The sequence below is a fragment of the Arthrobacter sp. NQ7 genome (genome assembly GCF_029581595.2).
Classification (GTDB): domain Bacteria; phylum Actinomycetota; class Actinomycetes; order Actinomycetales; family Micrococcaceae; genus Arthrobacter; species Arthrobacter phenanthrenivorans_B.
This window is the reverse complement of the sequence record NZ_JARFXU020000024.1, coordinates 25506-50163: the sequence shown is the minus strand read 5'-3', so window position 1 is coordinate 50163 and position 24658 is coordinate 25506. Positions and strand designations below refer to the sequence as shown.

General features: G+C 67.4%; 25 protein-coding genes. 8 read left to right on the top strand and 17 right to left on the bottom strand.

Going from position 1 to position 24658, the window contains the following annotated elements:
- The first annotated feature begins 108 nt into the window (after positions 1-108).
- A complete protein-coding gene (locus PUN71_RS19420) occupies positions 109-1074 on the top strand; it encodes a quinone oxidoreductase family protein (RefSeq protein WP_277799720.1) in 966 nt (321 codons plus the stop codon).
- A 76-nt stretch (positions 1075-1150) separates the two neighbouring features.
- Here PUN71_RS19420 and pheT read toward each other — a convergent pair whose 3' ends face one another.
- Together pheT and pheS are read right to left on the bottom strand one after the other, a co-directional pair.
- Positions 1151-3694, bottom strand: coding sequence for a phenylalanine--tRNA ligase subunit beta (pheT, locus tag PUN71_RS19415; RefSeq protein WP_277799719.1), 2544 nt, complete (start codon positions 3692-3694; stop codon positions 1151-1153).
- Between the two features lie 2 nt (positions 3695-3696).
- Positions 3697-4758, bottom strand: a complete 1062-nt coding sequence (pheS, locus tag PUN71_RS19410) for a phenylalanine--tRNA ligase subunit alpha (RefSeq protein ID WP_277799718.1) — start codon at positions 4756-4758, stop codon at positions 3697-3699.
- A gap of 201 nt (positions 4759-4959) precedes the next feature.
- Between pheS and PUN71_RS19405 the strand changes: the two genes are divergently transcribed.
- The 3 genes from PUN71_RS19405 to PUN71_RS19395 are packed head-to-tail and all read left to right on the top strand — an operon-like array spanning position 4960 to position 7242.
- Positions 4960-5412, top strand: a complete 453-nt coding sequence (locus PUN71_RS19405; protein WP_052260330.1) for a hypothetical protein — start codon at positions 4960-4962, stop codon at positions 5410-5412.
- On the top strand, positions 5412-6068 hold the full coding sequence (locus PUN71_RS19400; RefSeq protein WP_277799717.1) for an SIMPL domain-containing protein: 657 nt from the start codon (positions 5412-5414) through the stop codon (positions 6066-6068). The genes PUN71_RS19405 and PUN71_RS19400 overlap by 1 nt, the downstream gene beginning before the upstream one ends.
- A gap of 55 nt (positions 6069-6123) precedes the next feature.
- Entirely contained in the window at positions 6124-7242 is a 1119-nt protein-coding gene (locus PUN71_RS19395; protein ID WP_277799716.1) for an Rv2578c family radical SAM protein, read from the top strand.
- An 88-nt stretch (positions 7243-7330) separates the two neighbouring features.
- Here PUN71_RS19395 and PUN71_RS19390 read toward each other — a convergent pair whose 3' ends face one another.
- Positions 7331-7786 carry a (deoxy)nucleoside triphosphate pyrophosphohydrolase gene (locus PUN71_RS19390; RefSeq protein WP_043455269.1) on the bottom strand — a complete coding sequence of 152 codons (456 nt, stop codon included), beginning with the start codon at positions 7784-7786 and terminating at the stop codon, positions 7331-7333.
- A 175-nt stretch (positions 7787-7961) separates the two neighbouring features.
- Between PUN71_RS19390 and PUN71_RS19385 the strand changes: the two genes are divergently transcribed.
- Both PUN71_RS19385 and PUN71_RS19380 read left to right on the top strand, forming a co-directional pair.
- Positions 7962-9170, top strand: a complete 1209-nt coding sequence (locus PUN71_RS19385; RefSeq protein ID WP_277799715.1) for an MFS transporter — start codon at positions 7962-7964, stop codon at positions 9168-9170.
- A gap of 149 nt (positions 9171-9319) precedes the next feature.
- The gene (locus PUN71_RS19380) at positions 9320-9595 is read left to right on the top strand and encodes a GlsB/YeaQ/YmgE family stress response membrane protein (RefSeq protein WP_018771572.1); all 276 of its coding nucleotides are present in this window, start codon (positions 9320-9322) and stop codon (positions 9593-9595) included.
- A 137-nt stretch (positions 9596-9732) separates the two neighbouring features.
- Here the strand turns inward: PUN71_RS19380 and PUN71_RS19375 are convergent, their stop codons facing one another.
- The 4 genes from PUN71_RS19375 to infC all read right to left on the bottom strand — a co-directional run bounded on the left by PUN71_RS19375 (position 9733) and on the right by infC (position 12610).
- Complete coding sequence (locus tag PUN71_RS19375; RefSeq protein ID WP_277799714.1) at positions 9733-10713, bottom strand: TrmH family RNA methyltransferase; 981 nt, start codon at positions 10711-10713, stop codon at positions 9733-9735.
- Between the two features lie 69 nt (positions 10714-10782).
- Positions 10783-11172: a 50S ribosomal protein L20 gene (gene rplT, locus PUN71_RS19370; RefSeq protein WP_018763610.1), complete on the bottom strand. Its 390-nt coding sequence runs from the start codon at positions 11170-11172 to the stop codon at positions 10783-10785.
- 117 nt (positions 11173-11289) lie between these two features.
- On the bottom strand, positions 11290-11484 hold the full coding sequence (rpmI, locus tag PUN71_RS19365; RefSeq protein ID WP_018771575.1) for a 50S ribosomal protein L35: 195 nt from the start codon (positions 11482-11484) through the stop codon (positions 11290-11292).
- 118 nt (positions 11485-11602) lie between these two features.
- Complete coding sequence (gene infC, locus PUN71_RS19360; protein ID WP_502861099.1) at positions 11603-12610, bottom strand: translation initiation factor IF-3; 1008 nt, start codon at positions 12608-12610, stop codon at positions 11603-11605.
- A gap of 399 nt (positions 12611-13009) precedes the next feature.
- On the opposite strand from infC, the gene PUN71_RS19355 reads away from it, so the two are divergent.
- Positions 13010-13396 (top strand): DUF1844 domain-containing protein, encoded by a 387-nt coding sequence (locus tag PUN71_RS19355; protein WP_277799713.1) that lies wholly within the window; start codon positions 13010-13012, stop codon positions 13394-13396.
- A gap of 102 nt (positions 13397-13498) precedes the next feature.
- Here PUN71_RS19355 and PUN71_RS19350 read toward each other — a convergent pair whose 3' ends face one another.
- The 8 genes from PUN71_RS19350 to PUN71_RS19315 form a co-directional block, all read right to left on the bottom strand.
- Positions 13499-14797: an MFS transporter gene (locus PUN71_RS19350; protein ID WP_277799712.1), complete on the bottom strand. Its 1299-nt coding sequence runs from the start codon at positions 14795-14797 to the stop codon at positions 13499-13501.
- Positions 14798-14855: 58 nt separating this feature from the next.
- The gene (locus PUN71_RS19345; RefSeq protein ID WP_277799711.1) at positions 14856-15734 is read right to left on the bottom strand and encodes an SseB family protein; all 879 of its coding nucleotides are present in this window, start codon (positions 15732-15734) and stop codon (positions 14856-14858) included.
- 20 nt (positions 15735-15754) lie between these two features.
- Positions 15755-16501, bottom strand: coding sequence for a bifunctional 1-(5-phosphoribosyl)-5-((5-phosphoribosylamino)methylideneamino)imidazole-4-carboxamide isomerase/phosphoribosylanthranilate isomerase PriA (gene priA / locus PUN71_RS19340; protein ID WP_043455253.1), 747 nt, complete (start codon positions 16499-16501; stop codon positions 15755-15757).
- Between the two features lie 120 nt (positions 16502-16621).
- Positions 16622-16780 carry a CG2302 family histidine operon protein gene (locus tag PUN71_RS19335; protein ID WP_277799710.1) on the bottom strand — a complete coding sequence of 53 codons (159 nt, stop codon included), beginning with the start codon at positions 16778-16780 and terminating at the stop codon, positions 16622-16624.
- Positions 16781-17512: an imidazole glycerol phosphate synthase subunit HisH gene (hisH, locus tag PUN71_RS19330; RefSeq protein WP_043455251.1), complete on the bottom strand. Its 732-nt coding sequence runs from the start codon at positions 17510-17512 to the stop codon at positions 16781-16783. It abuts the gene before it with no gap.
- Positions 17509-18135 carry an imidazoleglycerol-phosphate dehydratase HisB gene (hisB, locus tag PUN71_RS19325; RefSeq protein WP_277799709.1) on the bottom strand — a complete coding sequence of 209 codons (627 nt, stop codon included), beginning with the start codon at positions 18133-18135 and terminating at the stop codon, positions 17509-17511. The genes hisH and hisB overlap by 4 nt, the downstream gene beginning before the upstream one ends.
- 61 nt (positions 18136-18196) lie before the next feature.
- A complete protein-coding gene (locus tag PUN71_RS19320) occupies positions 18197-19315 on the bottom strand; it encodes a histidinol-phosphate transaminase (protein ID WP_277799708.1) in 1119 nt (372 codons plus the stop codon).
- Positions 19316-19436: 121 nt separating this feature from the next.
- Entirely contained in the window at positions 19437-19814 is a 378-nt protein-coding gene (locus PUN71_RS19315; RefSeq protein WP_277799707.1) for a LysM peptidoglycan-binding domain-containing protein, read from the bottom strand.
- Between the two features lie 351 nt (positions 19815-20165).
- Here PUN71_RS19315 and lexA point away from each other — a divergent pair, with 351 nt between their 5' ends.
- Positions 20166-20903 carry a transcriptional repressor LexA gene (lexA, locus tag PUN71_RS19310; protein WP_277799706.1) on the top strand — a complete coding sequence of 246 codons (738 nt, stop codon included), beginning with the start codon at positions 20166-20168 and terminating at the stop codon, positions 20901-20903.
- A 73-nt stretch (positions 20904-20976) separates the two neighbouring features.
- On the opposite strand, the gene PUN71_RS19305 is transcribed toward lexA, so the two are convergent.
- Complete coding sequence (locus tag PUN71_RS19305) at positions 20977-23037, bottom strand: ATP-dependent DNA helicase (protein ID WP_277799705.1); 2061 nt, start codon at positions 23035-23037, stop codon at positions 20977-20979.
- Positions 23030-24607 (bottom strand): GTPase HflX, encoded by a 1578-nt coding sequence (hflX, locus tag PUN71_RS19300; RefSeq protein WP_277799704.1) that lies wholly within the window; start codon positions 24605-24607, stop codon positions 23030-23032. The genes PUN71_RS19305 and hflX overlap by 8 nt, the downstream gene beginning before the upstream one ends.
- Between the last annotated feature and the right edge of the window lie 51 nt (positions 24608-24658).

The following is a 24658-nucleotide window of genomic DNA, read 5'->3' as shown; positions in this document are numbered from 1 at the left end:
TATTTATGCATTAAAGGGGGTGTAGTTCTTGGCGCAACGGGCGCTTGTGTCCCTACGATGGTTCCGGCAGCCGGGGCCGGAGATTCCGGGTCCCGCGAAAGGAGAGCCATGACGCACGCAATCGTCGCACGGCAGGCAGGCGGACCGGAAGTCCTTGAGTTTGCCGAGGTTGAAATCCCGGTTCCCGGGCCGGGCCAGTTGCTGTTCAAGGTGGGGGCGGCCGGCGTCAACTTCATTGACACCTACAAGCGCAGCGGCACCTACAAGGTGCCCTACCCTTTCGTCCCCGGCACGGAGGCGGCAGGCACCGTGGAGGCCGTGGGTGACGGCGTGACCGGCTTCGCCGTAGGCGACCGCATTGCCACAGCCGAGGGCATCAACTGCTACGCCGACTACGCGCTCGTGGATGAGGATGCGGCACTGCCCGTACCGAAGGGCCTGGACGTCTTCACCGCCGCGGCACTCCCCCTGCAGGGTGCCACCGCCCACTATCTGATCAACTCCACGTTCAAGGTGGAACCGGGGCACACCGTGTTGCTGCATGCCGGCGCAGGCGGTGTTGGGCTCCTCCTGATCCAGCTGCTCAAGGCCAAGGGCGCCCGGGTCATCACCACGGTGTCCAACGATGAAAAGAAAGCCCTCGCCCTCGAGGCCGGCGCGGACCACGTGCTGCGCTACGAGGGCTTCCCGCACCATGTACGCGAACTGACCGGCGGCACCGGCGTCGATGTGGTGTACGACGGCGTGGGGAAGGATACGTTCGACGGCTCGCTGGCTGCGCTGCGGGTGCGCGGCATGCTGGTCCTGTTCGGCGCGGCTTCGGGTCCGGTGCCGCCGTTCGATCCGCAACGGCTCAATGCCGCCGGATCGCTGTTCCTGACCCGCCCCACCATGGGCCATTACCTGCGCGACGCTGCCGAGCGGCGCTGGCGCGCCGATGAGATTTTTGCCGCCGCGGCCGACGGCAGCCTGAAGGTCCGGATTGGTGCGCGCTACCCGCTGAGCCAGGCCGCCCGGGCACACCGGGACCTTGAGGGCCGCAAGACCACGGGCAAGGTCCTCTTGGTCCCCTGACAAGCGGTCACCGGCGAACAAAAAGTCCCCGCAACCACCCAGGTTGCGGGGACTTTTTGGCTTCCGGAAGCACCAGCTAGCGCTGGACGGCCCCAAAGCGTTCGGCAGCGAGGGCTACTGCGCTTTCGCGGGCAGCGGAGGCCTCGTCAGCGGTGAGCGTGCGGTCGGCGGCACGGAACCGCAGTCCGAAGGCCAGCGACTTCTTCCCGTCCTCGATGCCCTTTCCTGCGTAGACATCGAACAGGGCCACGTCCTCCAGCAGTTCTCCGGCGCCTTCACGCAGCGCCCCGAGGACCTCATCCGCGGGGACCTCGGCCGGAACCACGAGTGCAACGTCCTGGGTTGCCACCGGGAACGTGGAGATGTGCCGTGCCACGATGACATCCGGTGCGGCCTCGAACAATGCGTCGGCGTTGATCTCCAGCGCGACGGAGCGGGCAGGCATGTCCGAGGCGGCGAGCAGCTTGGGGTGCAGCTCGCCGGCGTAGCCGACAGTCTGCCCGGTGTGCAGGGCCAGGCGGGCGGTGCGGCCGGGATGGAAGGCCTGGTGCCGGCCCTGGCTGACCACGAGGTCGACGCCGAGGACGTCGCCGGCGAGCCGGGCGACATCCAGCGCGTCGGCCCAGTCCCACACCCGCGGCGTGTGCGCGGCGGCCGCCGGTGAATCATGGCCGGTGAGGACCGCGGCCACATGGAACGGCTGGTCGGGGACGCCGCCGTACAGCGCATCCAGCACCTCATCGGAGGGCTTGGCGCCCAGCGGCGGAATGGATTCGGTGCCCATCTTCTCAGCAGGCAGGAACACCAGGCCGGACTCGAAGAGTGCCAGGTCGCGGAAACCACGCGAGTGGTTGCGCTTGGCCACCTCGATCAGCCCCGGCAGGATGGAGGTGCGCAGGAAGCCCTGCTCTTCGCTGATGGGATTTGCCAGCTTGACGGCACTGCGGCCTGCACCCTCGTCCGCCGTTCCGAAGGTGTCATTGGCGGCCTTGGAAACGAACGGGTAGGACAGCACCTCGGTGAGCCCGGCGTCCGCCAGGGCCTGGATGAGGCGGCGGCGCTGCTGCTGGACGCGGGTGAGGCCCCGGCCCGGCGGCGCGACAGGAAGCGTGGCGGGAATCTTGTCGTATCCCACCAGCCGGGCAATTTCCTCGGTCAGGTCTTCCTTGGTCTCCAGGTCGCTGCGCCAGCTCGGCGGCGTTACCGTCCAGCCGGCGTCGTGCTTCACCACAACGGCGCCCAGGTCCTCAAGCGAGGTGACGATCTGTTCCCCGGTGAAGTCGATGCCGATCCGTGCGGCGGCGAAGCCTGCGGGCAGTTCGATGCTGACGGTTTCCGGTGCGGTGCCCACGTCGGTCCCGGCGTCGTCGGCCGTACCGCCGGCAAGCTCCACGAGGAGGTCCACCACACGCTGGGCGGCGATGCCGGCCACCTGCCAGTCCACGCCCCGTTCGAACCGCTTGGACGCCTCGGACGGCAGCTTGTGCCGGCGCCGTGAGCGGCCGATGGACACCTCGTCGAAGTGCGCGGATTCCACCAGGATGTTCGACGTCGAATCGCCCACCTCGGTTGCCGCGCCGCCCATGACGCCGGCGATGCCGATGGCGCCGGAGTCATCGGTGATGAGCAGGTCCTCGGCGTCAAGGGTGCGTTCTTTGCCGTCCAGGGTGGTGATCTTTTCCCCTGCCGCCGCACGCCGCACCACGATGTCCCCGGAGAGTTTGTCCAGGTCGTAGCAGTGCGTGGGCTGGCCCAGCTCAAGCATGACGTAGTTGGAAATGTCCACGGGCAGCGAGATGGAGCGGATGCCCGCGAGCCGGAGCCGGGACACCATCCACGGCGGGGTGGGCTTGGTGGCGTCCACGCCGCGGACAGTCCGGGCCACGAAGCGGTCGCAGCCGGGCTTGCCGTAGATGGGGGCGTCGTCGTTGAGCTTAATGCCGTACCCGCCCGACAGTTCCGCAGGCGCCTGGACCTTGGATGCGGGGTCGGTGAAGCCGGTACCGGTGGCGTGCGCGTACTCGCGGGCCACGCCGCGGATGGAGAAGGCGTAGCCGCGGTCCGGGGTGACGTTGATTTCCGCGGCCTGGTCGTACAGGCCCAGCAGCTCCATGGCGTCGGTGCCCACCTCGGGGTCGAGCCCGATGCGGGACAGCACCAGGATGCCGTCGTGGTCTTCGCCGATCCCCAGCTCGCGGACGGAGGCGATCATGCCGGCGGAGAGGTGGCCGTAGGTCTTGCGGGCCGAGATGTGGAAGTTGCCGGGCAGGACGGCGCCGGGCAGGGTGACCACCACCTTGTCGCCTTCCACGAAGTTGTGGGCGCCGCAGATGATGCCCTGCACGCCGGAGGGATCGATGCCCTCGCCGGCCAGGGTCTGCTCCTGTCCCTCGGGGACAACCCGGACCTGGCACCAGTTGATGGTCTTGCCGTTGGTCTGCGGTTCCTTGACCAAACTCAGGACCTGGCCCACCACGATGGGGCCCTGCAGGGTGTCCGTGGGACGGTGGACGGCTTCCTCCTCGAAACCGACCTTGACCAGCTCGGCCATGACGTCTTCGGCCGTTGCATCGGCCGGTACTGCCGCGAATTCACGCAGCCAGGAAAGTGGGATACGCACTGTTAGATCTCCATCCCGAAGTGCTCGCTGAACCGTACATCGCCTTCGATCATGTCGCGCATGTCCCCCACTTCATTGCGGAACATGAGGGTGCGCTCGATGCCCATGCCGAAGGCGAAACCTGAATAGACGTCCGGGTCGATGCCGGCGGCGCGCAGGACGTTCGGGTTGACCATGCCGCAGCCGCCCCACTCGATCCAGGCAGGCCCGCCCTTGGCGCCGGGGTGGAAGATGTCCAGCTCGGCGGAGGGCTCGGTGAAGGGGAAGTAGTTGGGGCGCAGGCGGATCTGGGCTTCCTCGCCGAACATCTGCCGGGCGAAGTGCTCCAGGGTCCCGCGCAGGTCCGCCATGGACAGGTTCCTGTCGATGGCCAGGCCTTCGAACTGGTGGAACACGGGCGTGTGGGTGGCGTCCAGCTCGTCGGTGCGGAACACCTTGCCCGGGCACAGCACGTAGATGGGCACCTCGCGCTCGAGCATGGAGCGGACCTGCACCGGGGAGGTGTGGGTGCGCATCAGCAGGTGGGCTTCGGGGGGCTCCACGAAGAAGGTGTCCTGCATTTCCCGGGCCGGGTGGTCCGGCTTGAAGTTCAGTGCGTCGAAGTTGAACCACTCCGATTCCACTTCCGGGCCCTCTGCGATCTCCCAGCCCATGCCCACGAAGATGTCGGCCACACGGTCCTGCAGGGTGGACAGCGGGTGGCGGGCACCGGCACGGCGGCGGCGCGGCGCGGCCGTGACGTCCACGGTCTCCTCCATCAGGATGCGGGCGTCGTTTTCAGCCTCCAGCACCGCGGTGCGCTCGGCGAGCGCCTTGTTCACCCGGCCGCGGGAGGCGCCCATCAGCTTTCCGGCGAGCGCCTTCTGGTCCTTGGGCAGGCGGCCGATCTCGCGGTTCGCCAGGCTGAGCGGGGACTTCTCGCCGCTGTGGGCAAGGCGCACCGCCTTCAGCTCGTCAAGGGTGGCCGCACCGGCGATGGCGGTGATGGCCTGATCTACAGCGGCGTTGATGGCGGCCTCATCCGTGGGGTTCGGGATGGCGGCGCCCGGCAAAGTTTCAGTCATCTACTGTTCTTAGCTACGAGTCGTGGCTGCCGGCGGCGGGGGCAGCCACGGGCGGTTTCCCGCCCGGCGCGTCCGCCGCTGGCAGGTCATGGATGAACGCACTGAACGTCAGTGTCATTCAATGACCAGGTCAGGGCTCGCCGGCAGGACCGGCGGCCACTGCCCTCCAGTCTAGTTGAACCCTCCGGTTACCATGGCCTCATGACTTTGCGGCAGCGGCCGGGTTCCCTTCACGGCCCGACGACGGCCCAGCGGCTCAGGCGGGCAGCAAACCTCCTCAACGGGAGCACCCTGGCCGGGCTCGCCGTCGCCCTTGCCGCCCGGACGCGGATCAGTCGCGGCCCGCGCGGAATGATCATCGCCGCCGGCTACCGCTGGCGCCTGCCGTTCGCGCACGCCTACACCCTGGGCAATGTGGTGCTGTGCCGCGGTCCGGCCGGGGACCTGCTGTCCCGGCCCGCGCTCCTGGAGCACGAGGAGAGGCATTGCACCCAGTATGCGTGCTGCCTGGGCCTGCCTTTTATCCCGCTCTATCTTTTGGCCGCTGCGTGGTCGATGCTGCGGACGGGAAACCCCGGGACGGCGAACATCTTTGAACGCAGGGCGGGGCTGGCGGCCGGTGGCTACCCGCTGGCGGCAGGAAGGAAAGCGTGATGGTCCCCGACTCCATGGCGACCGGGCAGGGGGGAACCATCACGGTCACGGGAACGGGGTGGGCGGAGGCGGCCCCGGACCTGGTGCTTGTTGCGGTTGGCGTGGAGTGCCGTGCCGCGTCAGTGGACGAGGCCTGGGCGTCGGCCTCCGGGGGCCTGCGGGACGTTGGCGCTGCACTCCGCGCCCGCGGTGTGGCGCCCCACGACATCCGCTCGGCCGGCCTGGCCGTCCGCGCCGACCTCGCCTGGCGGGACGGCGAGGGCCAGAAACTCGTGGGCTACGTGGCGTCCGGCAGCCTGTCGGTCCGGCTGCGGGACCTTCCCGGCGCGTCCGCCGTCATCTCTGCCGCCGTCGGGGCAGCCGGGGACACCGTCCGGCTGAACAACCTGCAGCTGGTCCTTTCCGACGACTCCGCCGTTCGGGCACAAGCCCGGGAGGCTGCCTGGCAGGACGCGCTCCGCAGCGCGGGCCAGTATGCCGCGCTGGCCTCGGGGCGCCTGGGACGGGTGCTGTCCGTGGACGAGTCACGCCCCGCCCCGGGACCGGTTCCGCTTGCCGGGCTGCAGCGGGCGTCCGCAACCGAAGGGCCGGCCATCGAACCGGGGGTGAACCGGGTGGAGGCTGCCGTGACTGTCCGTTGGGAGCTCGTGTATTAGCCCGCCGGGCGCGGTGCGCCTTGACTTTGATTCGAACATGTTTTCGAATGGGTGTATGAGATGGGAAGCACAGGCCCTGGTGCCCACTCCGGATGCTCCGGCCGCAGCACGGCCGGCGCTGCTTCCGCTGGCAGGGCTGGTGCGGTCCGTCACTACCCCGGAATTCGCCGGCATCACCTTCCACGAGGTCACCGCCAAATCGGTGCTCAACAGGGTTCCCACCGGGTCGAAGATGCCCTTCGAATGGACGGTCAACCCGTACCGCGGCTGCAGCCACGCCTGCGTGTACTGCTTTGCACGCAAGTCCCACACCTACCTGGACTTCGACGCCGGCATGGACTTTGACAGCCAGGTGGTGGTGAAGGTGAACGCCGCGGAGGTCCTCCGGAAGGAACTGGCCAAGCCGTCCTGGACGCGGCAGCAGGTGGCACTGGGCACCAACACCGATCCGTACCAGCGGGCAGAGGGAAGGTACCGGCTCATGCCGGGCATCATCGCCGCCCTGGCCGAATCCGGCACGCCGCTGTCGATCCTGACCAAGGGAACGCTGCTGGCGCGCGACATTCCGTTGCTCAAGAGCGCCGCCACCCAGGTTCCAGTGGGCTTGGGGATATCCCTGGCCATGACCAATGAGGCCCTGTCAGAGGCGATCGAACCCGGGACGCCGGGACCCAGGGCGCGGCTCAAGCTGGTGTCGCGGCTTCGCGAGGCCGGCCTCCCCTGTGGCGTGATGGCCATGCCCATCCTGCCGTGGTTGTCCGACAGTGACGAAGCCCTGGATGCCCTGTTCGGCTCCCTGGCCGCAGCCGGAGCAACCGGGGTCAGCGCTGGCGCCCTGTACTTGAAGCCTGGTACCAGGGAGTGGTTCATGAAGTGGATCGCGGCGCACCACCCAGATCTTGCCGGCAAGTACCGGCGGCTGTACGGGACCGGCTCCTACGCGACCAAGGAATACCGGACGTGGCTGGCGGGGAGGGTCCGGTACTTCAAAGCACGCCACGGCTTCTCCCATTCTTCCGGCTTCAGCCATCGCGACCTGGACGATCCCCGGGCCGAGGAAGCGGAATACCCCGCGGGCATCATCCCTGCCGCCGGTGGTGGCGCCGCCCCTGCCGGTTCTTCCCCGCCGTCCCCGTCACTGCCGGGACAGGCGGTGCAGGACTCGTTGTTCTAGCTGACGCGGTTTTGGGGGGTCGCTGTTCAGGTGCCCCTGGTCCAGGCCTCAAGGAGCCCGCGGTCCGCTGTTCCAGCCTGCCCCCGGCTTAGCCTTCGTGCGGGCCCTCCGGCACCAGCGCCGCCACGGAGTCCAGCAGCGCCCGCACAATCGGGTAATCTGCAGGGATCCAGGGCAGGCCAAGGACCGCATCCCGGTCAGCGAGTTCAACCCAGCGCAACTCGTCATGGTCTTCCAGCGGCCGGGGTTCACCCCCTGTAACCTCGGCGAACCACACCCGCATGCGCGCACGGTCGTTGAGCGGCCAGCCGGCCCCTTGCCCGGCGGGCAGCTCTGACCCCAGCCGGGCGCTGATTCCCAGTTCCTCGGCCAACTCGCGCACCAGCGCCGCTTCAGGTTCCTCGCCGGGTTCAACCTTGCCGCCTGGGAACTCCCACAGCCCTGCCAGGTGCTCCGGCGCACTCCGCCGTGCCACCAGCAAAGCCGCCGGATCCGCCAGCCGGTCCACCACGGCTGCGCCCACTACCTCAATCAGTCCAGTCACCGGCCCATTCTATGGGCCACAATGGAAGGGTTCCGGAACACAGCCTGCGTCCCACCGCGGGCAGGCCGCAGGGAATACGTCCCGCTGGCCCGGGGTTAGTCCCAGTGTCCGGAAAGTCCTGCCCCATTGCCGTGGCATCCATTCGTTCCAGTCCCACCCTTTGAAAAGCAGGCACATGAGCAGCGTCCTTACCCCCACCACGGCAACAGGCACCAAAACCCCCCGCGTTGGAATGGCTATCTTTGCCCTGGCCATGGGCGGGGTGGGGATCGGCGTTACCGAGTTCACCATGATGGGCCTGCTGAAGGAAGTGGAGCAGGGGCTTGCCATCAGCACCCCAGAGGCCGGGAACCTGATATCCGCCTATGCGCTGGGCGTCGTGGTGGGAGCCCCACTCCTGGCCGCCGTCGGCGCAAAGCTCCCCCGCAAGAGACTTGCACTGGGCCTCCTGCTGTTCTTCACCATCGCGAACCTGGCCTCCTACCTTGCCCCCGATTACGGGACGATGCTGCTGTCCCGCTTCGCCGCCGGCCTGCCGCACGGGGCCTTCTTCGGGGTTGCCGCCGTGATCGCCGCGTCCCTGGTCCCGGCCACCCGGCGGGGCTGGGCCATCTCCATGGTCATGGCGGGGCTTAGCGTCTCCAACGTCGTGGGAGTTCCCGTCGCCACCTGGGTTGGCCAAACCTTCGGCTGGCGGCTGCTGTTCATCCTCGTGGGCGCCATCGGCCTGCTCACGCTGGTCCTCGTCTGGAAATACGTGCCCTTCCAGCATGCCCACCCGGATGCGAGCATCCGGCGCGAACTGGGGGCCCTCAAACGCCTCCAGGTGTGGCTCGCGCTCCTGGTGGGAATCGTGGGTTTTGGGGGCTTCTTCGCCACGTATACCTACATTGCCCACACCATGACCGCTGTCGCCGGCATCCCGTCCACCCTGATCCCCCTGGTCGTGGCGCTGTACGGCCTCGGCATGGTGGCAGGGAACGTCATCGGCGGCCGCCTTGCCGACAAATCCGTCATGGGCACCCTGTACCGGGTGCTGCCAGCCATTGCCGTGGCCCTGGTGGTGTACGCGGTGGCAGCGCACTGGGCGTGGAGCGCCATGGTCATGGTGTTCGTGGTGGGCACCTCGGGATCCATGCTGATACCGGCCCTGCAGACCCGCCTGCTGGACGCCTCACCTGACGCACCCTCGCTGGCGTCATCCCTCAACCATGCCGGCCTGAACGTGGCCAACGCGCTCGGAGCATTCCTGGGCGGCCTCGTCATTGCCCTCGGTTGGGGCTTTACGGCCCCCGCCCTGGTAGGTGCCGTCCTCGCTGTCCTGGGCTTCGGCGTCGCACTCCTCAGCGGGCTGCTCGAGCGGAAAAAACCCCTGGCCGCCTGAATTCCGGGGCGGATCCGGCCGCGCCGGGCCGCCCGCACCGCTGCTAACGATGCGGCAACGCAGCCCTCCGTGCTACTGACTTTGCAGGGCCCTTATGTTAGCTTGAGGCTCATCGGGACTATTAATCCCGGTCACAATAAGGAGGAGACATGGGTTTTCTTGCTTGGATTATTTTGGGCCTGATTGTCGGGGCCATCGTTAAAGCCGTCATGCCCGGACGGGTCGGCGGCGGCTGGGTAACCAGCCTCATCCTCGGTGTGGTTGGAGCCATTGTGGGCGGCTGGATTGGCAGCCTCCTGTTCAACAAGGGCGATCTTGCCTTCTTCGACCTTGGCACCTGGATTCTCGCTATCGTCGGCGGCCTGCTTGTTGCCGGCATCTACGGAGCAGTCACCGGACGCGGAAAAGCCACCCGCGCACCCTGACCGCTCTGTCAACGAATAACCGATGGGCCCCGGAAACCCGGGGCCTTTTCTTGTGCCCGGAGATTCCCGACCCGCGAAACAGGCCCACCACGCAGTGGGCCTGACGAATCTCCTGCGCAGCTCCCCGTTGTCCTTCCCTACCGTGCCCGGTCCGGTTCCCCTGCTGCAACGGGTTCCCCTGCTTCGCCGGCGGCCCCGGCCACGTGCGCTTCCCCGGCAGGGTCTGTCCTGCGCTGGGAGCGGGCACTGGCGTAGAGGCAGACAGTAGCCGCCGTTCCCAGGTTGAGGCTTTCGGCGGCGCCGTACACGGGGACTGCCACACGGTGGTCTGCCAGTTCCAGCTCTTCATCGGAGAGTCCCTGGGCTTCATTGCCGAAGAACCAGGCGGTGGGTCCGGCAAGGTCATACACGGAGTCCGGCCCCGATCCGGTGAGCCTGCGCCGGGCGCTCTCATCCTGGAGAACGTCGAGGTCCAGCTGCCCGTAACCGTCCGCGGCGAGGACGCCGATGCCACGGGCCTTGCACTCAGCCGCCAGTTCCGCCGGATCCACGGCCAAGGCAACGGGCAGGTGGAACAAGGAACCGGCGGTGGAGCGGACAGCCTTCGGATTGTAGATGTCCACGCTGGAGGTGGTGAACACCACGGCATCTGCGCCGGCTGAGTCGGCTGCGCGCAGGACGGTTCCCGCATTCCCGGGATCACGGACCTGGCAGAGGACGGCGATCAGGCGGGGGCCCGCGTCGAGCACGTCCGCCAGCGGGACGTCGAGGAAACGGCAGACTGCCACGATCCCCTGGGGGTTCACGGTGTCCGCCATGGCTGCAAGGACCTCGTCGGTGGCCAGCCGCGCGGTGGTGCCTGCGGCCAGCTCCTCGAATTCCGGGAACCGGTCAAGGCAGCTTTCACTGGCGAATACCTCGGTAACCACGCCGGGGGCGCCCGACGCAATGCGCTGCTGGTGGAGCTTGAGGGCTTCCCGGACGGCCTGCGGTCCCTCGGCCAGGAAGTGGCCGCGCTTTAAACGGCCCGGGCGCCCTGCAAGTTTTGCCACGTCCCGGACCCGATCGGCTCGGGGGTTGGACAGTGGAAGATCTTGCGGGCGCCCGGATTTGTTCATACAAGAACTGTAGTAGCTGCTGCCACCTGTTCCTGAACCGGCCCCTCAGGCGAGGGGCCACAGCGGCTGCTAGGCTGCGGCAACCTTCTTGGCGGAGGTGTCTGCCGGCAGCGAGTCCTTGGCCACCTGGACCAGTGCGGCGAAGGCGTTGGCGTCGGAGACGGCAAGCTCGGCCAGCATACGGCGGTCAACCTCGACCTCGGCGGCCTTCAGGCCCTGAATGAGGCGGTTGTAGGTGAGGCCGTTGGCGCGGGAGGCAGCGTTGATGCGCTGGATCCACAGGCGGCGGAAGTCACCCTTCTTCTTCTTGCGGTCGCCGTAGCTGTACACAAACGAGTGCAGCAGCTGCTCTTTGGCCTTGCGGTACAGGCGCGAACGCTGTCCGCGGTAACCCTTTGCCCGTTCCAGGACAACCCGGCGCTTCTTGTGGGCGTTAACCGCCCTCTTCACACGTGCCACGTGCGTACTCCTTCGAAAATCTGATCCCAAGCATCTGTTGCCGGCAGTCCGGCGGCCTGAGAAGGCTGTTTGGCAGGTGATGGACCACCAGGGGGCAGTCCGTCAATGAACTTGGAACTAGATGCCGAGCATCTTCCGGATGACCTTGGCGTCGCCCTTGAAGACGATCCTGTCACCGGCGAGGCGGCGGGTCAGACGGCTGGACTTGTGCTCCAGGTAGTGGCGGCGGTTGGCCTGCTGGCGGCGCAGCTTGCCGCTGCCGGTCAGCTTGAAGCGCTTCTTGGCACCACTGTGGGTCTTCATCTTCGGCATGGGAACCGATCTCCTAACGTGTCTGCGGGCCCGGAGGCCGGCAGTTCTATCGCGCAGCCACCCCTGCGGGCGGCATGCTGGTTGCTGACTGCCGGGGGCGCACCCCGGCAGCTGTGAACTAGTTGGTCTTCTTACCGGCCGGCTTCGGCACTGCCTTGGGAGCAGGGCGGGCAGCAGGCTTCGGTGCAGCAGGCCTTGCCACCGGCTTCGGCGGCGCAGGCACGGCGGCCGGTTTCGGCGCTGCCGGCGCGGCAGCTTCGGGCTTGGCAGCTACCGCAGGCTTGGGCGCCGGAGCGGTGGCCTTCGGTGCTGCCGCCTTCGGTGCAGCAGCTTTCGGTGCTTCGGCCTTGGGTGCTTCCTGCTTCGGAGCAACCGCAGCCTTCGGAGCCTCCTGCTTCGGAGCTTCCTGCTTCGGGGCTTCAGGCGCCTCAACCGTGGCGGTGTCCGCCGCCGGAGCTTCCGTGGCGGGAGATTCCGCGGCGGGCGCTTCCGGCTCGGTGGACACGGTGAAGCCTTCAGGCAGGAGATCCGCCAGCGACTGCGTCATCGGGGCCTGGTCGTCACCGGAGGTGTCAACCCGTCCCGCGGCCTTCGCTTCGTTCTGCGCCTTGGCTTCGGCACGCTGGGTGGCGCGCCGGGCTTCGGCCTTGGCTTCAGCCTTGTTCTTCAGCGGGCCGACCACCATGACCATGTTGCGGCCGTCGATGCGGGGGCTGGACTCCACCACGCCAACTTCGGCGACGTCGTCCGCGAAGCGCTGGAGCAGGCGGATGCCCATCTCCGGACGCTGCTGCTCACGGCCACGGAACTGGATCATGGCCTTGACCTTGTCCCCGGCTCCGAGGAAGCGGAGGGCGTGGCCGCGCTTGGTCTCGTAGTCGTGGGTGTCGATCTTCAGGCGGAAGCGGATTTCCTTCAGAACGGTGTTCGTCTGGTTCTTCCGGGCTTCACGCGCCTTGACTGCGGCCTCGTACTTGTACTTGCCGAAGTCCATCAGCTTGCACACCGGAGGCTTCGCCTGAGGTGCGACTTCAACGAGATCAAGGTCGGACTCGGCAGCCAGTCGCAGGGCATCCTCAATGCGGACGATTCCTACCTGTTCACCTGCAGGGCCGACCAGCCGCACCTCGGGGACGCGGATACGCTCATTGATTCTTGGCTCGCTAATGTTAAAGCTCCTGTGGTTGTTGTGGGTTCCGGCAAACAGAGAAGGCCCCCAATTGCCGGAGCAATCGAAGGCCTCAAAAAAGGTTGGCCGGCGCAACCCTAAAAGGGCTGCACGCGCACGGTCCCGGCAATGCCGGTCCATGCCCAACCAGGTACCCGGCAACCTTGCGCCCCGGGCGGGTTCCAACGGAACGCCTGGGACAGCGGCTGACGCGGGTGGGAGAGATCTCCGCTTGCAAACTGAATGCCATTCTACAGAAAAAATTCCCGCCAACGCCGAAAGCGCTGTTGGGAACCTGATTGTTTGGACAATCCCTGAAATAACGACATCCAGTCGGTCTGTGTCAAGCTTACCAGTATGAGCACCCCAGACAGTAATTCACACGTCTTCGAGCCCGCAGCGGCAGGCGCAGACGTTTCCCAGCAGATCCGGGACATCTCGGAGGTTCCGGCCATCGAGGTCATCACCACCGCCGCCGTGCACCTGATGAGCGCCGCCGCGGTCAAGCTAGGCCTGGCGGCCGAGGACAACGCCGCCGAGCTGAAGGACCTTGACGAGGCCCGGAAACTCATCACCGCGCTGGCCGGCCTGGTCACCGCCGCCGCCCCCGAAATCGGCTCCCAGCACGCGGGTCCGTTGCGCGACGGTCTCCGGTCGCTCCAGCTGGCTTTCCGCGAGGAATCCCGGATCCCGGACGCTCCGGGCAAGGGCCCGGGCGAAAAGTACACCGGGGCAGTCAACTAAGGAAGAACTCCCCCAAGCAGCGTCCGACGGCGGGACGGCCTTTCACGGCTGTCCCGCCGTCGTCGTTTCCCGGCCAAGTGTCCCGGTTGGAATGTCCTGGCGTCAGACGGCGGCCTTCCGGCGGCGCTGCTGCAGGACGAGCCCCACCAGGCAGAGCACCACCCCGGCGGCGCCCACGGACACAAAGCCGCCGGAAGGTCCCATGACGTCGATGAAGATCCCGGCCAGCGGTGAGCCAAGCGCAACGCCGGCGGTCAGGGCCGATCCGTACCAGCCCATCGCCTCGCCGCGCCGCTCTTCTGACACCAGGTCTGCCACCTTCTCGGAGGCCGCGGACAGGACAGGAGCGCACAGCAGGCCCGGCAGGACCGAGACGAACGCCAGCGTCCACGTGTCATGGGCGAACGCCATGGGCAGGGTCAGGGCAGCCATGCCCAGCAGCAGGATGATGGGCGGAACGGGCCGGTGCATGGCGCCATAGACCAGGCCGCCCACCACCGACGCGGCGCACCAGAAGACGAAGACGATGCCGATCTCGCTTTGGTGTCCGCCGATCTCCAGCGCGGCGACGATGCCCACGTCGGTACCGCTCAGGACCATTCCGGCTCCGGCAGCCACTGCAAACAGTGCCGCGACCGTGGCCGTGAACCAGGCGAAGCCACCGGCCAGCTTTCCGCGGAGTCCGCGCTGCGCGGCCGTTGCTGCCGCGCCGGCCGGTGCCAGCTCGGCTGCTGCCTCCTGGACGTGGGCGGGCGCGGTGGAGACGACGGCAGCTTCCGCGGCGTGCTGCTCGTCCTCGGCGCATTCCGCTGTCATGCCCTGGCTGCGGGTCGGCGGATTGAACCACATCAGGAACAGGCCGGCGAGGGAGGTTGCCACCCCCACGACGGTCAGCCCGGCGGTAGTGAACCCGCTGGTGGCCACCACGGCTCCCGCGGCGGGGCCGATCATGAACACCATTTCCGTGGTGATGGCGTCGAGGGCGAAGGCCGTCCGCCGCTGGTCGCCGTCGGCAAGGACGCCGAGGGATTGCCGGACCACGCTGAAGATGGGCAGCGTGAGCAGGCCGCCCACGAAGACGAGTGGGAGCAGCCACTGGTAGGACACGTGAGGCACCACGGACCAGATCACCGTTTCCGAGATCACGGACGGAATAAGCGCGGTCCGCAGGCCCACGGTGTCCACCCGCCTGCCCCGCCACGGGGCGCCGAGGGCGATGCCGATGGTCATGACGGCGGCTGCGGCACCGGCGGCCGCGTACCCCTGGCCCAGGGTGAGCACGATGTGCAGGGTCAGCAGCACTCCGGCGGCCGAGTGCGGGATGCGGGCAATCATGCCCACCAGCAGCAGCCGGCGGATGGGCCGGATGGCAAGCAACTCCCGGTAGAGAGCGAAATTCACGAAGCGGTCCTTCACGGTATGCCGGAGTGCTGGCGGGGATCGCCCATCCGGCTGCCGGCTAGTCGGGAGCGCGCCTCAGTTTGATTTCAAGGGAGTCGACGCGCTCCCCAAACAATACATTCCGCGACCACTCCCCCTGCAGGCCGGCTATCAGTTCCTGGACACCGCCGGCGTCCAGGCCGTCCTCGAGGTAGAGGACCACCTGCAGTTCCGGGCCGGAGCCCCCGCCGGGAAGCACCGAACCGTCGGCAGCGGTGGCAGCTACGCCCCTTCCGGGACGAAGTTCGAGGCTGCGGACAGCGGCGAAGCCGGAGGCAGCCCGCGCCATTTCGGCGGCCAGTTCCGGATCGCTGTAGGACGGTGTCCAGCCGTGCTGCTGGGCCAGCGCCCACACGCCGGGCCGGCGGACCACGAAGGTCACATCCGCCCCCGGGTCCAGGACCAGGAGCTCGGCGCCCTCGGCGACGGCCGAGAGCGCCGCGCGCGCCGCATATACGGCCACGGGGCGGGCCTCCGGGTGCCAGGCGGCCAGGGCGGCGGCCGAGGTGAACGCGGGAAGGGCCGTCCTGCCGTCAGCTGCCTTGAGAGTCACGAGGGCCATGTCCGCCTGTTTGTCGGCGTGCAGCCCGTGGTCCGTTTCGGCCTCTTCGGCCAGTTGCGCAACGATCGGGATGAAGACCCGGGCCGTTGCCAGCGCGGAGACGACGCCGGCTTCGTCTCCCGAGCCCGTCCGGAGGGCGTCGAGCGCGGCGAGGTAACCGGCGTCGGCCGTGCCGTCGTCGTCCTCGAAGTTATGGATCTTCGCATCGTCACCGGCGAGGCTGCGGCCGGCCCAGGGCTGGCCCGCGGAATCCGTGGCGCCGCCCGCCCCGGCCAAGGCCGCCGCGATGTGTCCCGGCAGCTGCCGGCCGGCTGGTGGCTCCTCGATGTTTGCCATGTCGTGGGCTTCGGCCTGACTTAGCGGCGGCCGGCGACGTCGAGGGCTTCGGGGAGCGTGAACGCTCCGGCGTACAGCGCCTTGCCCACGATGGCGCCTTCCACGCCCAGCGGAACCAGTGAACGGAGGACCTTCAGGTCGTCCAGGCTGGAGATGCCGCCGGACGCCACCACCGGTTTGCCGGTCTTTTCGACCATCTGGCGCAGGAGTTCGACGTTCGGGCCCTGCAGCGTGCCGTCCTTGGTCACGTCCGTCACCACGTAGCGCGCGCAGCCGGCCTCTTCGAGGCGTCCCAGCACCTCCCAGAGGTCGCCGCCTTCCTTTGTCCAGCCGCGGCCGGCCAGGGTGGTTCCGCGGACGTCGAGGCCGACGGCGATCTTGTCACCGAAGCGGTCGATGGCCCGGGCGGTCCACTCCGGGTTTTCCAGTGCGGCGGTTCCCAGGTTGACGCGGGCCACGCCCAGGTCGAGAGCTGCCTCCAGGCTCTCATCGTCGCGGAGCCCGCCGGACAGCTCCACCTTGATGTCCAGCCGGCCCACCACTTCGCGGAGCAGGTCGGCGTTCGAGCCGCGGCCGAATGCGGCGTCCAGGTCCACGAGGTGCACCCATTCGGCACCCTGCTGCTGCCAGTTCAGCGCCGCTTCAAGGGGCGTTCCGTAGCTGGTTTCGCTGCCGGCTTCGCCCTGGACCAGCCGGACGGCCTGGCCGTTGACGACGTCGACGGCTGGCAGGAGTTCAAGGACCGGCAGGTCGTGTGCGGTGGTCATACTCATCCTTGGTGTTGGTTCTTCAATGTGCAGGGGGTAGGTGATGCGGGGCGTGGTCGATGCGGCACGTGGTTGAAGCGGCTCGGAGCCGGCGGGTCACTCCGCGGCGCGTGGACGGGGTCAGTTGGCCGGGAGTGTGAGCAGGTAGGCCGCAAGCAGGGCCATGGCAGCCAGGACGTAGAACGCCACCTGCGTCCAGAGCGGCTTGCGCTGCTGCCGGAAGGAGATGCCGCCGCCAATCAGGATGCCGGCGAGGCCCATCAGCAGGACGGACCACATCTAGGCGTCGCTGCCGGCGGCGGGCTTGCGCAGGCCTTCAACCCAGTTGCGGAGCAGCCTGGCGCCGGCGTCACCCGACTTTTCCGGATGGAACTGTGTAGCGCACAGCGGGCCGTTTTCGACCGCTGCGATAAAGGGGCCGCCGTGCTCGGACCAGGTGACCAGCGGCGGCGCCATCCGTGGCTGGATGACGTCGAAGTTCCATTCCTGGACCCCGTAGGAGTGCACGAAGTAGAACCGCTCGTTCTCGACGCCGGCAAAGAGCTTTGACCCTTCCGGAACCTTGACGGTATTCCAGCCCATGTGCGGGACCACTTCCGCGGGCAGCGCCTCGACCTTGCCGGGCCACTCGCCGATGCCCTGGGCTTCGGTGCCGTGTTCCACGCCGGCCTCGAACAGGACCTGCAGGCCCACGCAGATGCCCAGCACCGGCCGTCCGCCTGCTACACGCCGGCCGATGAGCCTAATGCCGTCAACGGCCTTGAGTTCACGCATCACGGTTTCGAAGGCGCCCACGCCGGGCACCACGAGGCCGTCGGCGTTCAACACGTCCTCGGGTTTGGCGCTCAGGATAACCTCGGCGCCGGCGCGTTCCAGTGCCCGGACGGCGGACCGGACGTTGCCGGAACCGTAGTCAAGCACCGTGACCGTGGGTTTGCCCTCAGGGGAGGGCAGCTTTTGGGAAGCCGTGGGATCGATGATTGCCCCGTCTTTCAGGACCTGGCCGCTCACAGTGCCCCCTTCGTGGACGGGATACCTTCGACCCGCGGGTCGGGTTCCACTGCGGCGCGCAGGGCGCGGGCAAAGGCTTTGAACTGGGCCTCAACGATGTGGTGCGGGTCCCGGCCGGCCAGCACGTTCATGTGCAGGCAGATGCCCGCGTGCAGGGTAATCGCTTCGAACACGTGCCGGGTCAGGGAGCCGGTGAAGTGGCCGCCGATAAGGTGGTACTCCTGGCCCGCGGGTTCGCCGCCGTGCACCAGGTAAGGCCGGCCGGAGACATCGACCACGGCGTGCGCGAGGGCCTCGTCCAGCGGCACCGTGGCCTCGCCGAACCGGCGGATCCCGGCCTTGTTGCCTAGGGCGGTCCGGAGCACTTCACCGAACGTGATGGCGACGTCCTCCACCGTGTGGTGCACGTCGATGTGGGTGTCGCCCGTGGCCTTGACCGTCATGTCGATCAGGGAGTGCTTGCAGAGGGCCGTAAGCATGTGGTCGTAGAACGGCACCGAGGTGTCGATGTCCGAGGTCCCGGTTCCGTCGAGGTTGATCTCCACGAGCACGGAGGACTCGCTGGTGGCTCGCTCCATGCGGGCGGTCCGGGCCGCAGCAGCATTCGATCCGGTTGAACTCATGGTGAAGGATCCTTTGTGGGAGAAGAAGTGGTTCAAGGCGCCCAGCGCCGCAGTATCAAGTCTAGGCGGGAAGGGCGGCGTGGCCCGCAAGGATGCGTTCCAGGGACTCAAGGAAGGCTGTGGTTTCCGCCTCAGTTCCCGCAGTCACCCGCAGGTGGCCCGGGATGCCGACGTCGCGGATCAGCACACCGGCCTCCAGCAGTTCCTGCCACACCTGGTGGGGGTTTTCCAGCCCTCCGAAGAACACGTAGTTGGAGTCGGACGCGGCGGGCTCGAGACCCATCCTTGCCAGTTCCGACACGATGCGGTCCCGTTGCTTCTTGATGTCCTCGACGTCGGCCATCAGGGCCTCCCGGTGCTCCAGGGCCGCAAGCGCGGTCGCCTGGGTGATGGCGGAAAGGTGGTAGGGCAGGCGCACCAGGCGCAGGGCATCGGTGACCTCGGGAGCTGCTGCCATGTAGCCAAGGCGGGCGCCGGCCAGGGCGAAGGCCTTGCTCATGGTGCGGGAGACGATCAGCCGTTCCCTGCCGGGCAGCAGGGTCAGGGCGCTGGGCGTGCCGTCATGTGCGAACTCGTGGTACGCCTCGTCAACGATGACGATGGCTTGGCTGTCTTCGCCTGCCTCGTAGACCGCCTCCACCACGTCCAGGCCGAGGCCAGTGCCGGTGGGGTTGTTGGGCGAGCAGAGGAACACGATGTTCGGCTGCAGTTCCTTGACCTGCCGGGCCGCGGACTCTGCGCTCAGGCCGTACCCTTCGGCGCGCTCACCGGTGATGTACTGGGTGTCCGTTCCGCTGGCCAGGAGCGGGTACATGGAGTACGTGGGCGGGAAACCCAGGGCAGTCCTGCCGGGGCCGCCGAAGGCCTGGAGGATCTGCTGCAGAACTTCATTGGAGCCGTTGGCTGCCCATAGATTGGTTTCGTCCAGGCCATGGCCAAGGTACTCAGCCAGGGCCTTGCGGAGCTCCGTGAACTCCCGGTCCGGGTAACGGTTGAGTCCGGCAGCGGCTTCCGTGACAGCCGCTGCGATGGCGGCACGCACATCAGCGGGTACACCATGGGTGTTTTCATTGACGTTCAGCAGGATGGGGACGTCCAGTTGGGGCGCCCCGTAAGGAGTCAGCCCGCGGAGATTGCTGCGGAGGGGAAGCCGGTTCAGGCGTTCTAGCTGGTCGTTCACCTGAACAGTTTAGTTGCCGCGGCAACGGCCGGAAAATGTGACGGGTGCTGTTCGCCGTCGGCAGGCGTTCCCAGGACCACTGGGTGGCCTGATAAGGCCGGATCGTCCCGCATGCAGCTGGTCAGCGTGTGGGTACGAAGAGTTGCTGGCCCGGAATGACGCTGCCGGCTCCAAGGTTGTTGAGCTGGACGATATCCGCCACCACGTCCCGGGCGTCACGGTCCGGGGCGACAGTTCCCGCGATGGCCCACAGGGACTGGCCCGGCTGCACGGTCACGGTGACTGTTGGCGTCACCGCCAGGCCGGCGGCGGAGTCCGAGGCCTTGGCGGGCGAATTGAAGAACCCGCTCAGCGACAGCAGGACCACGGCGAGGAGTACGAGCGGGGCTCCGATCAGCACAATGCGCCCGCGGCGGGTTAGCCGCAGAGGCCCCGGCGCGGATGGTGCCTTGCGGGCGAAACTGCTGTGGGAAACCTGGTGAAGAGATAAAGCTGACATGAACTAAGCCCTCCTGGACCTGCCGTGCTGCCCGGTGTCCGCCCGCCGCTGCCCCCGCCACTCGCATCCGGGCCCGAAACTTCGTTCGGCCGTCTTCGAGGGAGGCATTCGCTGGTTAGAACACATGTTCGAACTTTGCTTGTTTATTTTTAGCACTTATCAACGAACAATGTCGAGACTCGCTAGAACAAATGTTTGAAAAAGCACTGTGACTGGCCTAGTTTTGAACCACAGAACAACCACTCCCGTAGTTGATCAGCAGGGTCTGACAATGACAGATGGGGTCCTTCCGGCGGCGGTGTGGAAACAGCGCCCGCTGGATAAGGCGGCAAGCGAAAGGCATTGGCGAATATGGCAGCAGCAGCCGCCGCGGGCAGGACCGACCCGCAACCCAGGAGGAGCGCCAAGGGCCTGACCCTGCGGCAGAAGAAGATCCTGGAAACGATCCAGCGCTCGGTCAATGAGAACGGCTATCCGCCTTCGATGCGCGAGATCGGCGACACCGTGGGGCTTGCCAGCCTTTCCAGCGTGACCCACCAGCTATCCCAGTTGGAAAAGCTTGGCTACCTGCGCCGCGACCCCAAGCGGCCCCGGGCCATGGAAGTGCTGATGCCCCTCACCCTGGACGGCGGCGCTGGAAAAACCGCCGGTACGGCGCCTGCCCCGACGGCGGCCGGTGCGGGTGCCGGCGTAGCTGAACTGCCCAGCGCCCTGGATACCGCAATGGTGCCGCTCGTGGGGCGGATCGCGGCCGGCGGCCCAATCCTTGCCGAGCAACTTGTCGAGGATGTCATGCCACTCCCCCGCCAACTCGTGGGACAGGGCGAACTCTTCATGCTGAGGGTTGCCGGGGATTCCATGGTGGACGCCGCCATCTGCGATGGAGACTGGGTGGTGGTGCGGCGCCAGGCGGACGCCGCCAACGGCGATATTGTCGCTGCCCTGCTCGACGACGAGGCAACCGTCAAGACGTTCCGCCAACGGGACGGACACACGTGGCTGCTCCCGCAGAACACGCAGTACGAACCGATCCTGGGCGACCACGCCACGATCATGGGCAAGGTTGTTTCGGTCCTGCGCTCCCTCTGACCGCGTTCCTTCCCGTCGGGCATCCGAGGAGGCGGGCATCCGAAGCCGCGGCCCTTCGGCTTGGGGGCGCCGCCTATTTGGTGGCGTCCGCCCCCAGCCTGGACAGCGCGGCCAGTGCCTTGCTGCGGTCGGTGGTGGCCCAGAACGGCGGCAGCGCACCCCGCAGGAATCCGGCGTACCGCTCGGTTGCCAGCCGTGAATCAAGCACGGCCACCACTCCCTTGTCCCCGGTGGATCGGATCAGCCGCCCGGCGCCCTGGGCGAGCCGGATGGCGGCATGCGTGGCCGATACCGACATGAAGCCGTTGCCCCCGGCTTGTGCCACAGCGCGGGAACGCGCCGTCATCAGCGGATCATCCGGCCGCGGGAACGGGATGCGGTCGATCACCACCAGCCGGCAGGAACCTCCCGGGACGTCAACGCCCTGCCACAGCGACATGGTTCCGAACAGGCAGGTGTCGGGTTCGTCCGCGAACTGCTTGACGAGGGCTGTCATGGTCGATTCGCCTTGGCAGAGGACCGTCACATCGAGCTTGGGCCGCAGGGCGTCGGCGGCTTCCTCCGCCGCACGGCGGGACGAAAAGAGGCACAGCGCTCCCCCGCCGGATGCCTTGATGAGTGCTTCCAGTTCCTCGAGCGCCTCCGCCGAGACCCCGCGGCCGGGCTTCGGCAGGTGCCCGGCCACGTAAAGGATTCCTTGCCGTGGATAGTCGAAGGGCGAGCCAACATCCACGCCCGTCCAGCTCGGCGCGCCGTCGCCGATCAGGCCGAGTCCCCCTGCCGCGGGTTCAAATGCCGAACCAATGGCCAACGTGGCGGAGGTCAGGACCACGGTGTGCCCGTTGAAAAGCCCTTCCCGCAATTTTCCTGCCACTGACAGCGGGGCAATGTTGACCAGTACCGGTGCCGATTCATCAGGCTGGGAATATCCCTGGCCGGGGTCGAACGTGCTGGCGCGCGAGAACCACACCACCTCCCGGTTTTCCCGGGCAGTGATCAACCGCTCGCACAGTTCCAGGATGAGCATGAGCCGGGACCGGGCAAGCTGCCGCCCGCCGTCGGCCGTGGTGTTGCTGTCGCCCTTGGAGTCGGACAGCGCGGCACGGCAGGCCTCGCGGAGCTGGTCGACGCAGTCGAGCTGCTCATCGTTCAGGCCGTTGGGCAGCAGGCCGTTGGGTACGCCGGCCAGCGCCAGCTCGAGGTTGGCGGCTGCGGCGTTCAGGGCATCGACGGTGATGGCGGTGTGTTTCCGGGCGCCCGAGGCGGCAGCGTGCACCATGGCGACAGACAGCTGCCCCGACACGGCCCCGGTGACGCGGTCCTGCAGTTCATGTGCCTCATCCACCACGACGACGTCGTATTCGGGCAGGACAGCGAGTCCTTCGAACGCACTCACGGCCAGCATGGCGTGGTTGGTGACCACGACGTCAGCCTCGGCCGCGTCCTGGCGCGCCAGCTCGCTGAAACATTCGGCGGCCATGGGGCACTTCTGGGCACCCAGGCACTCCATGGCGGTCACCGAGACCTGCCGCCAGGCACGGTCCGTCACGCCGGGGAGGAGCTCGTCCCGGTCGCCGGTGGCCGTCTTTTCCGCCCACTCGCGCAGGCGCACCACTTCCTTGCCCAGCTGGGAGGAAGGGCCGCCGACGGAAGCGGCGAAATGCGGCACGCTGGTGTCCTCGCCGAGGGAGAAGAGCTGGCCCTCCGACGGCTCCTCGGAGGGGAACCCGCCGTCGAGCTTGTGCCGGCAGACGTAATTGGACCTTCCCTTGACCAGCGCCACCTTGACCGGCCGTTCCAGGGCAGGGGTGATGTTCTTCAGGAGCCGGGGCAGGTCCCTGCCGACGATCTGGGTCTGCAGTGCCAGCGTGGCCGTGGACACCAGCGCAGGCTTGTTGCTTTCCAGGGCATGGGCAATGAGCGGCACCAGGTAGGCCAGCGATTTGCCGGTGCCGGTGCCGGCCTGGACCAGCAGGTGGTTGCCTGATTCGATGGCGCGGGCCACCTGCCGGGCCATTTCGTGCTGTCCGGTCCGGCTTTGTCCGCCCATGCCGGCGACGGCGCGGTCGAGCAGTTCAAGGACGAACTCCTCGCCGGCCGTCGCGGCTGCTTCGCCGTCGGCGGAGTCAGTCATTGCTGGCGAATGGTTCCAGTTCGGACGCGAGGCCTTCGCGGACCTTCACCACGGCCTTCGTCCCCGCCTCAACGTGGTCCACGCTGAGGATTTCGGCATCGGACTCATGGAGCTTGCTGACCAGGTCTCCCCGGTCATACGGAATCAGCAGGTCCATCCGGACGGAGGGCCGGGGAATGGACTCACTGATGGCCTTCAGGAGTTCCGGGATGCCTTCGCCGGTGCGGGCGGAGACCACCACGTGCCGTGGTTCTCGCTGCTTCAGCCGCTCCACCACGAAGGGGTCGGCGGCGTCGGCCTTGTTCAGCACGATGATTTCGGGCACCTTCCGGGCGTCCACTTCGCTGAAGACCTTCCGGACGGCAGCGATCTGCCCTTCGGGGTCAGGGTGCGAAACATCCACCACGTGCAGGATCAGGTCCGAGTCCGCCACTTCCTCGAGGGTGGACCGGAAGGCTTCCACCAGCTGGGTGGGCAGCGACCGGACAAACCCTACGGTGTCGGCCAGCGTGTAGCCCAGGCCGTCCGCGGTTTCGGCCTTCCGGACGGTGGGATCCAGGGTGGCGAACAGTGCGTTCTCCACGAGGACCCCGGCATCCGTGAGCCGGTTGAGCAGTGAGGACTTTCCAGCGTTGGTGTACCCGGCAATGGCTACCGAGGGCACTTCATTACGACGGCGGTTGGCCCGCTTGGTCTCCCGCGCCGGCTTCATGGCGGCGATTTCCCGCCGCAATTTGGCCATGCGGGTACGGATGCGGCGCCGGTCCAGCTCGATCTTGGTTTCACCGGGTCCGCGGGAGCCCATGCCGGCGGCAGCGCCGCCGACCTGGCCACCGGCCTGGCGGGACATGGACTCGCCCCAGCCGCGCAGGCGGGGAAGCAGGTATTCCAGCTGCGCCAGCTCCACCTGCGCCTTGCCTTCGCGGCTCTTGGCATGCTGGGCGAAGATGTCGAGGATCAGGGCGGTCCTATCGATGACCTTGACCTTGACGATGTCTTCCAGGCCGCGGCGCTGGGACGGTGCCAGTTCGGCGTCGACCACCACGGTGTCCGCGCCCGTGGACATCACGATGTCCTTGAGCTCCAGGGCCTTGCCGGAACCGAGGAATGTTCCGGGGTCAGGCTTGTCACGGCGCTGCACCAGCCCGTCGAGGACCTCTGACCCTGCGGTTTCGGCGAGGGCCGCAAGCTCCCGCAGCGAGTTTTCCGCGTCCGCGAGAGTCCCCTCGGACCAGAGTCCGGCGAGGACGACGCGCTCGAGCCGCAGCTGCCGGTATTCGACTTCGGTGACGTCTTCGAGTTCGGTGGACAGGCCTGCACGCCGGCGCAGGGCGCGGCGCTCCTCGAGGTCCTGCTGGTCTCCGTCGTAGGTGCTGTGTTCCTCGTCAAGGCGGGAAATCGCCTGCGCCTTGCCGAGCACTGCTTTTCCATCGCCGCCTTCACCGCCGGGCGTGCTGACATTCTTGGCCGGGACGTCCTTGGCGAGGATCCGGTCGATAACAGCCTGGATTTCCTGCGGACTCATGTCCTGGGCGGCTGGATCGGAACCGGTGTTGGGCTGGCTGGTCATGGTCTCCTTTGAAGATTCGGCAATTCCAGAATAGTGCTGATTGGCGGGAAG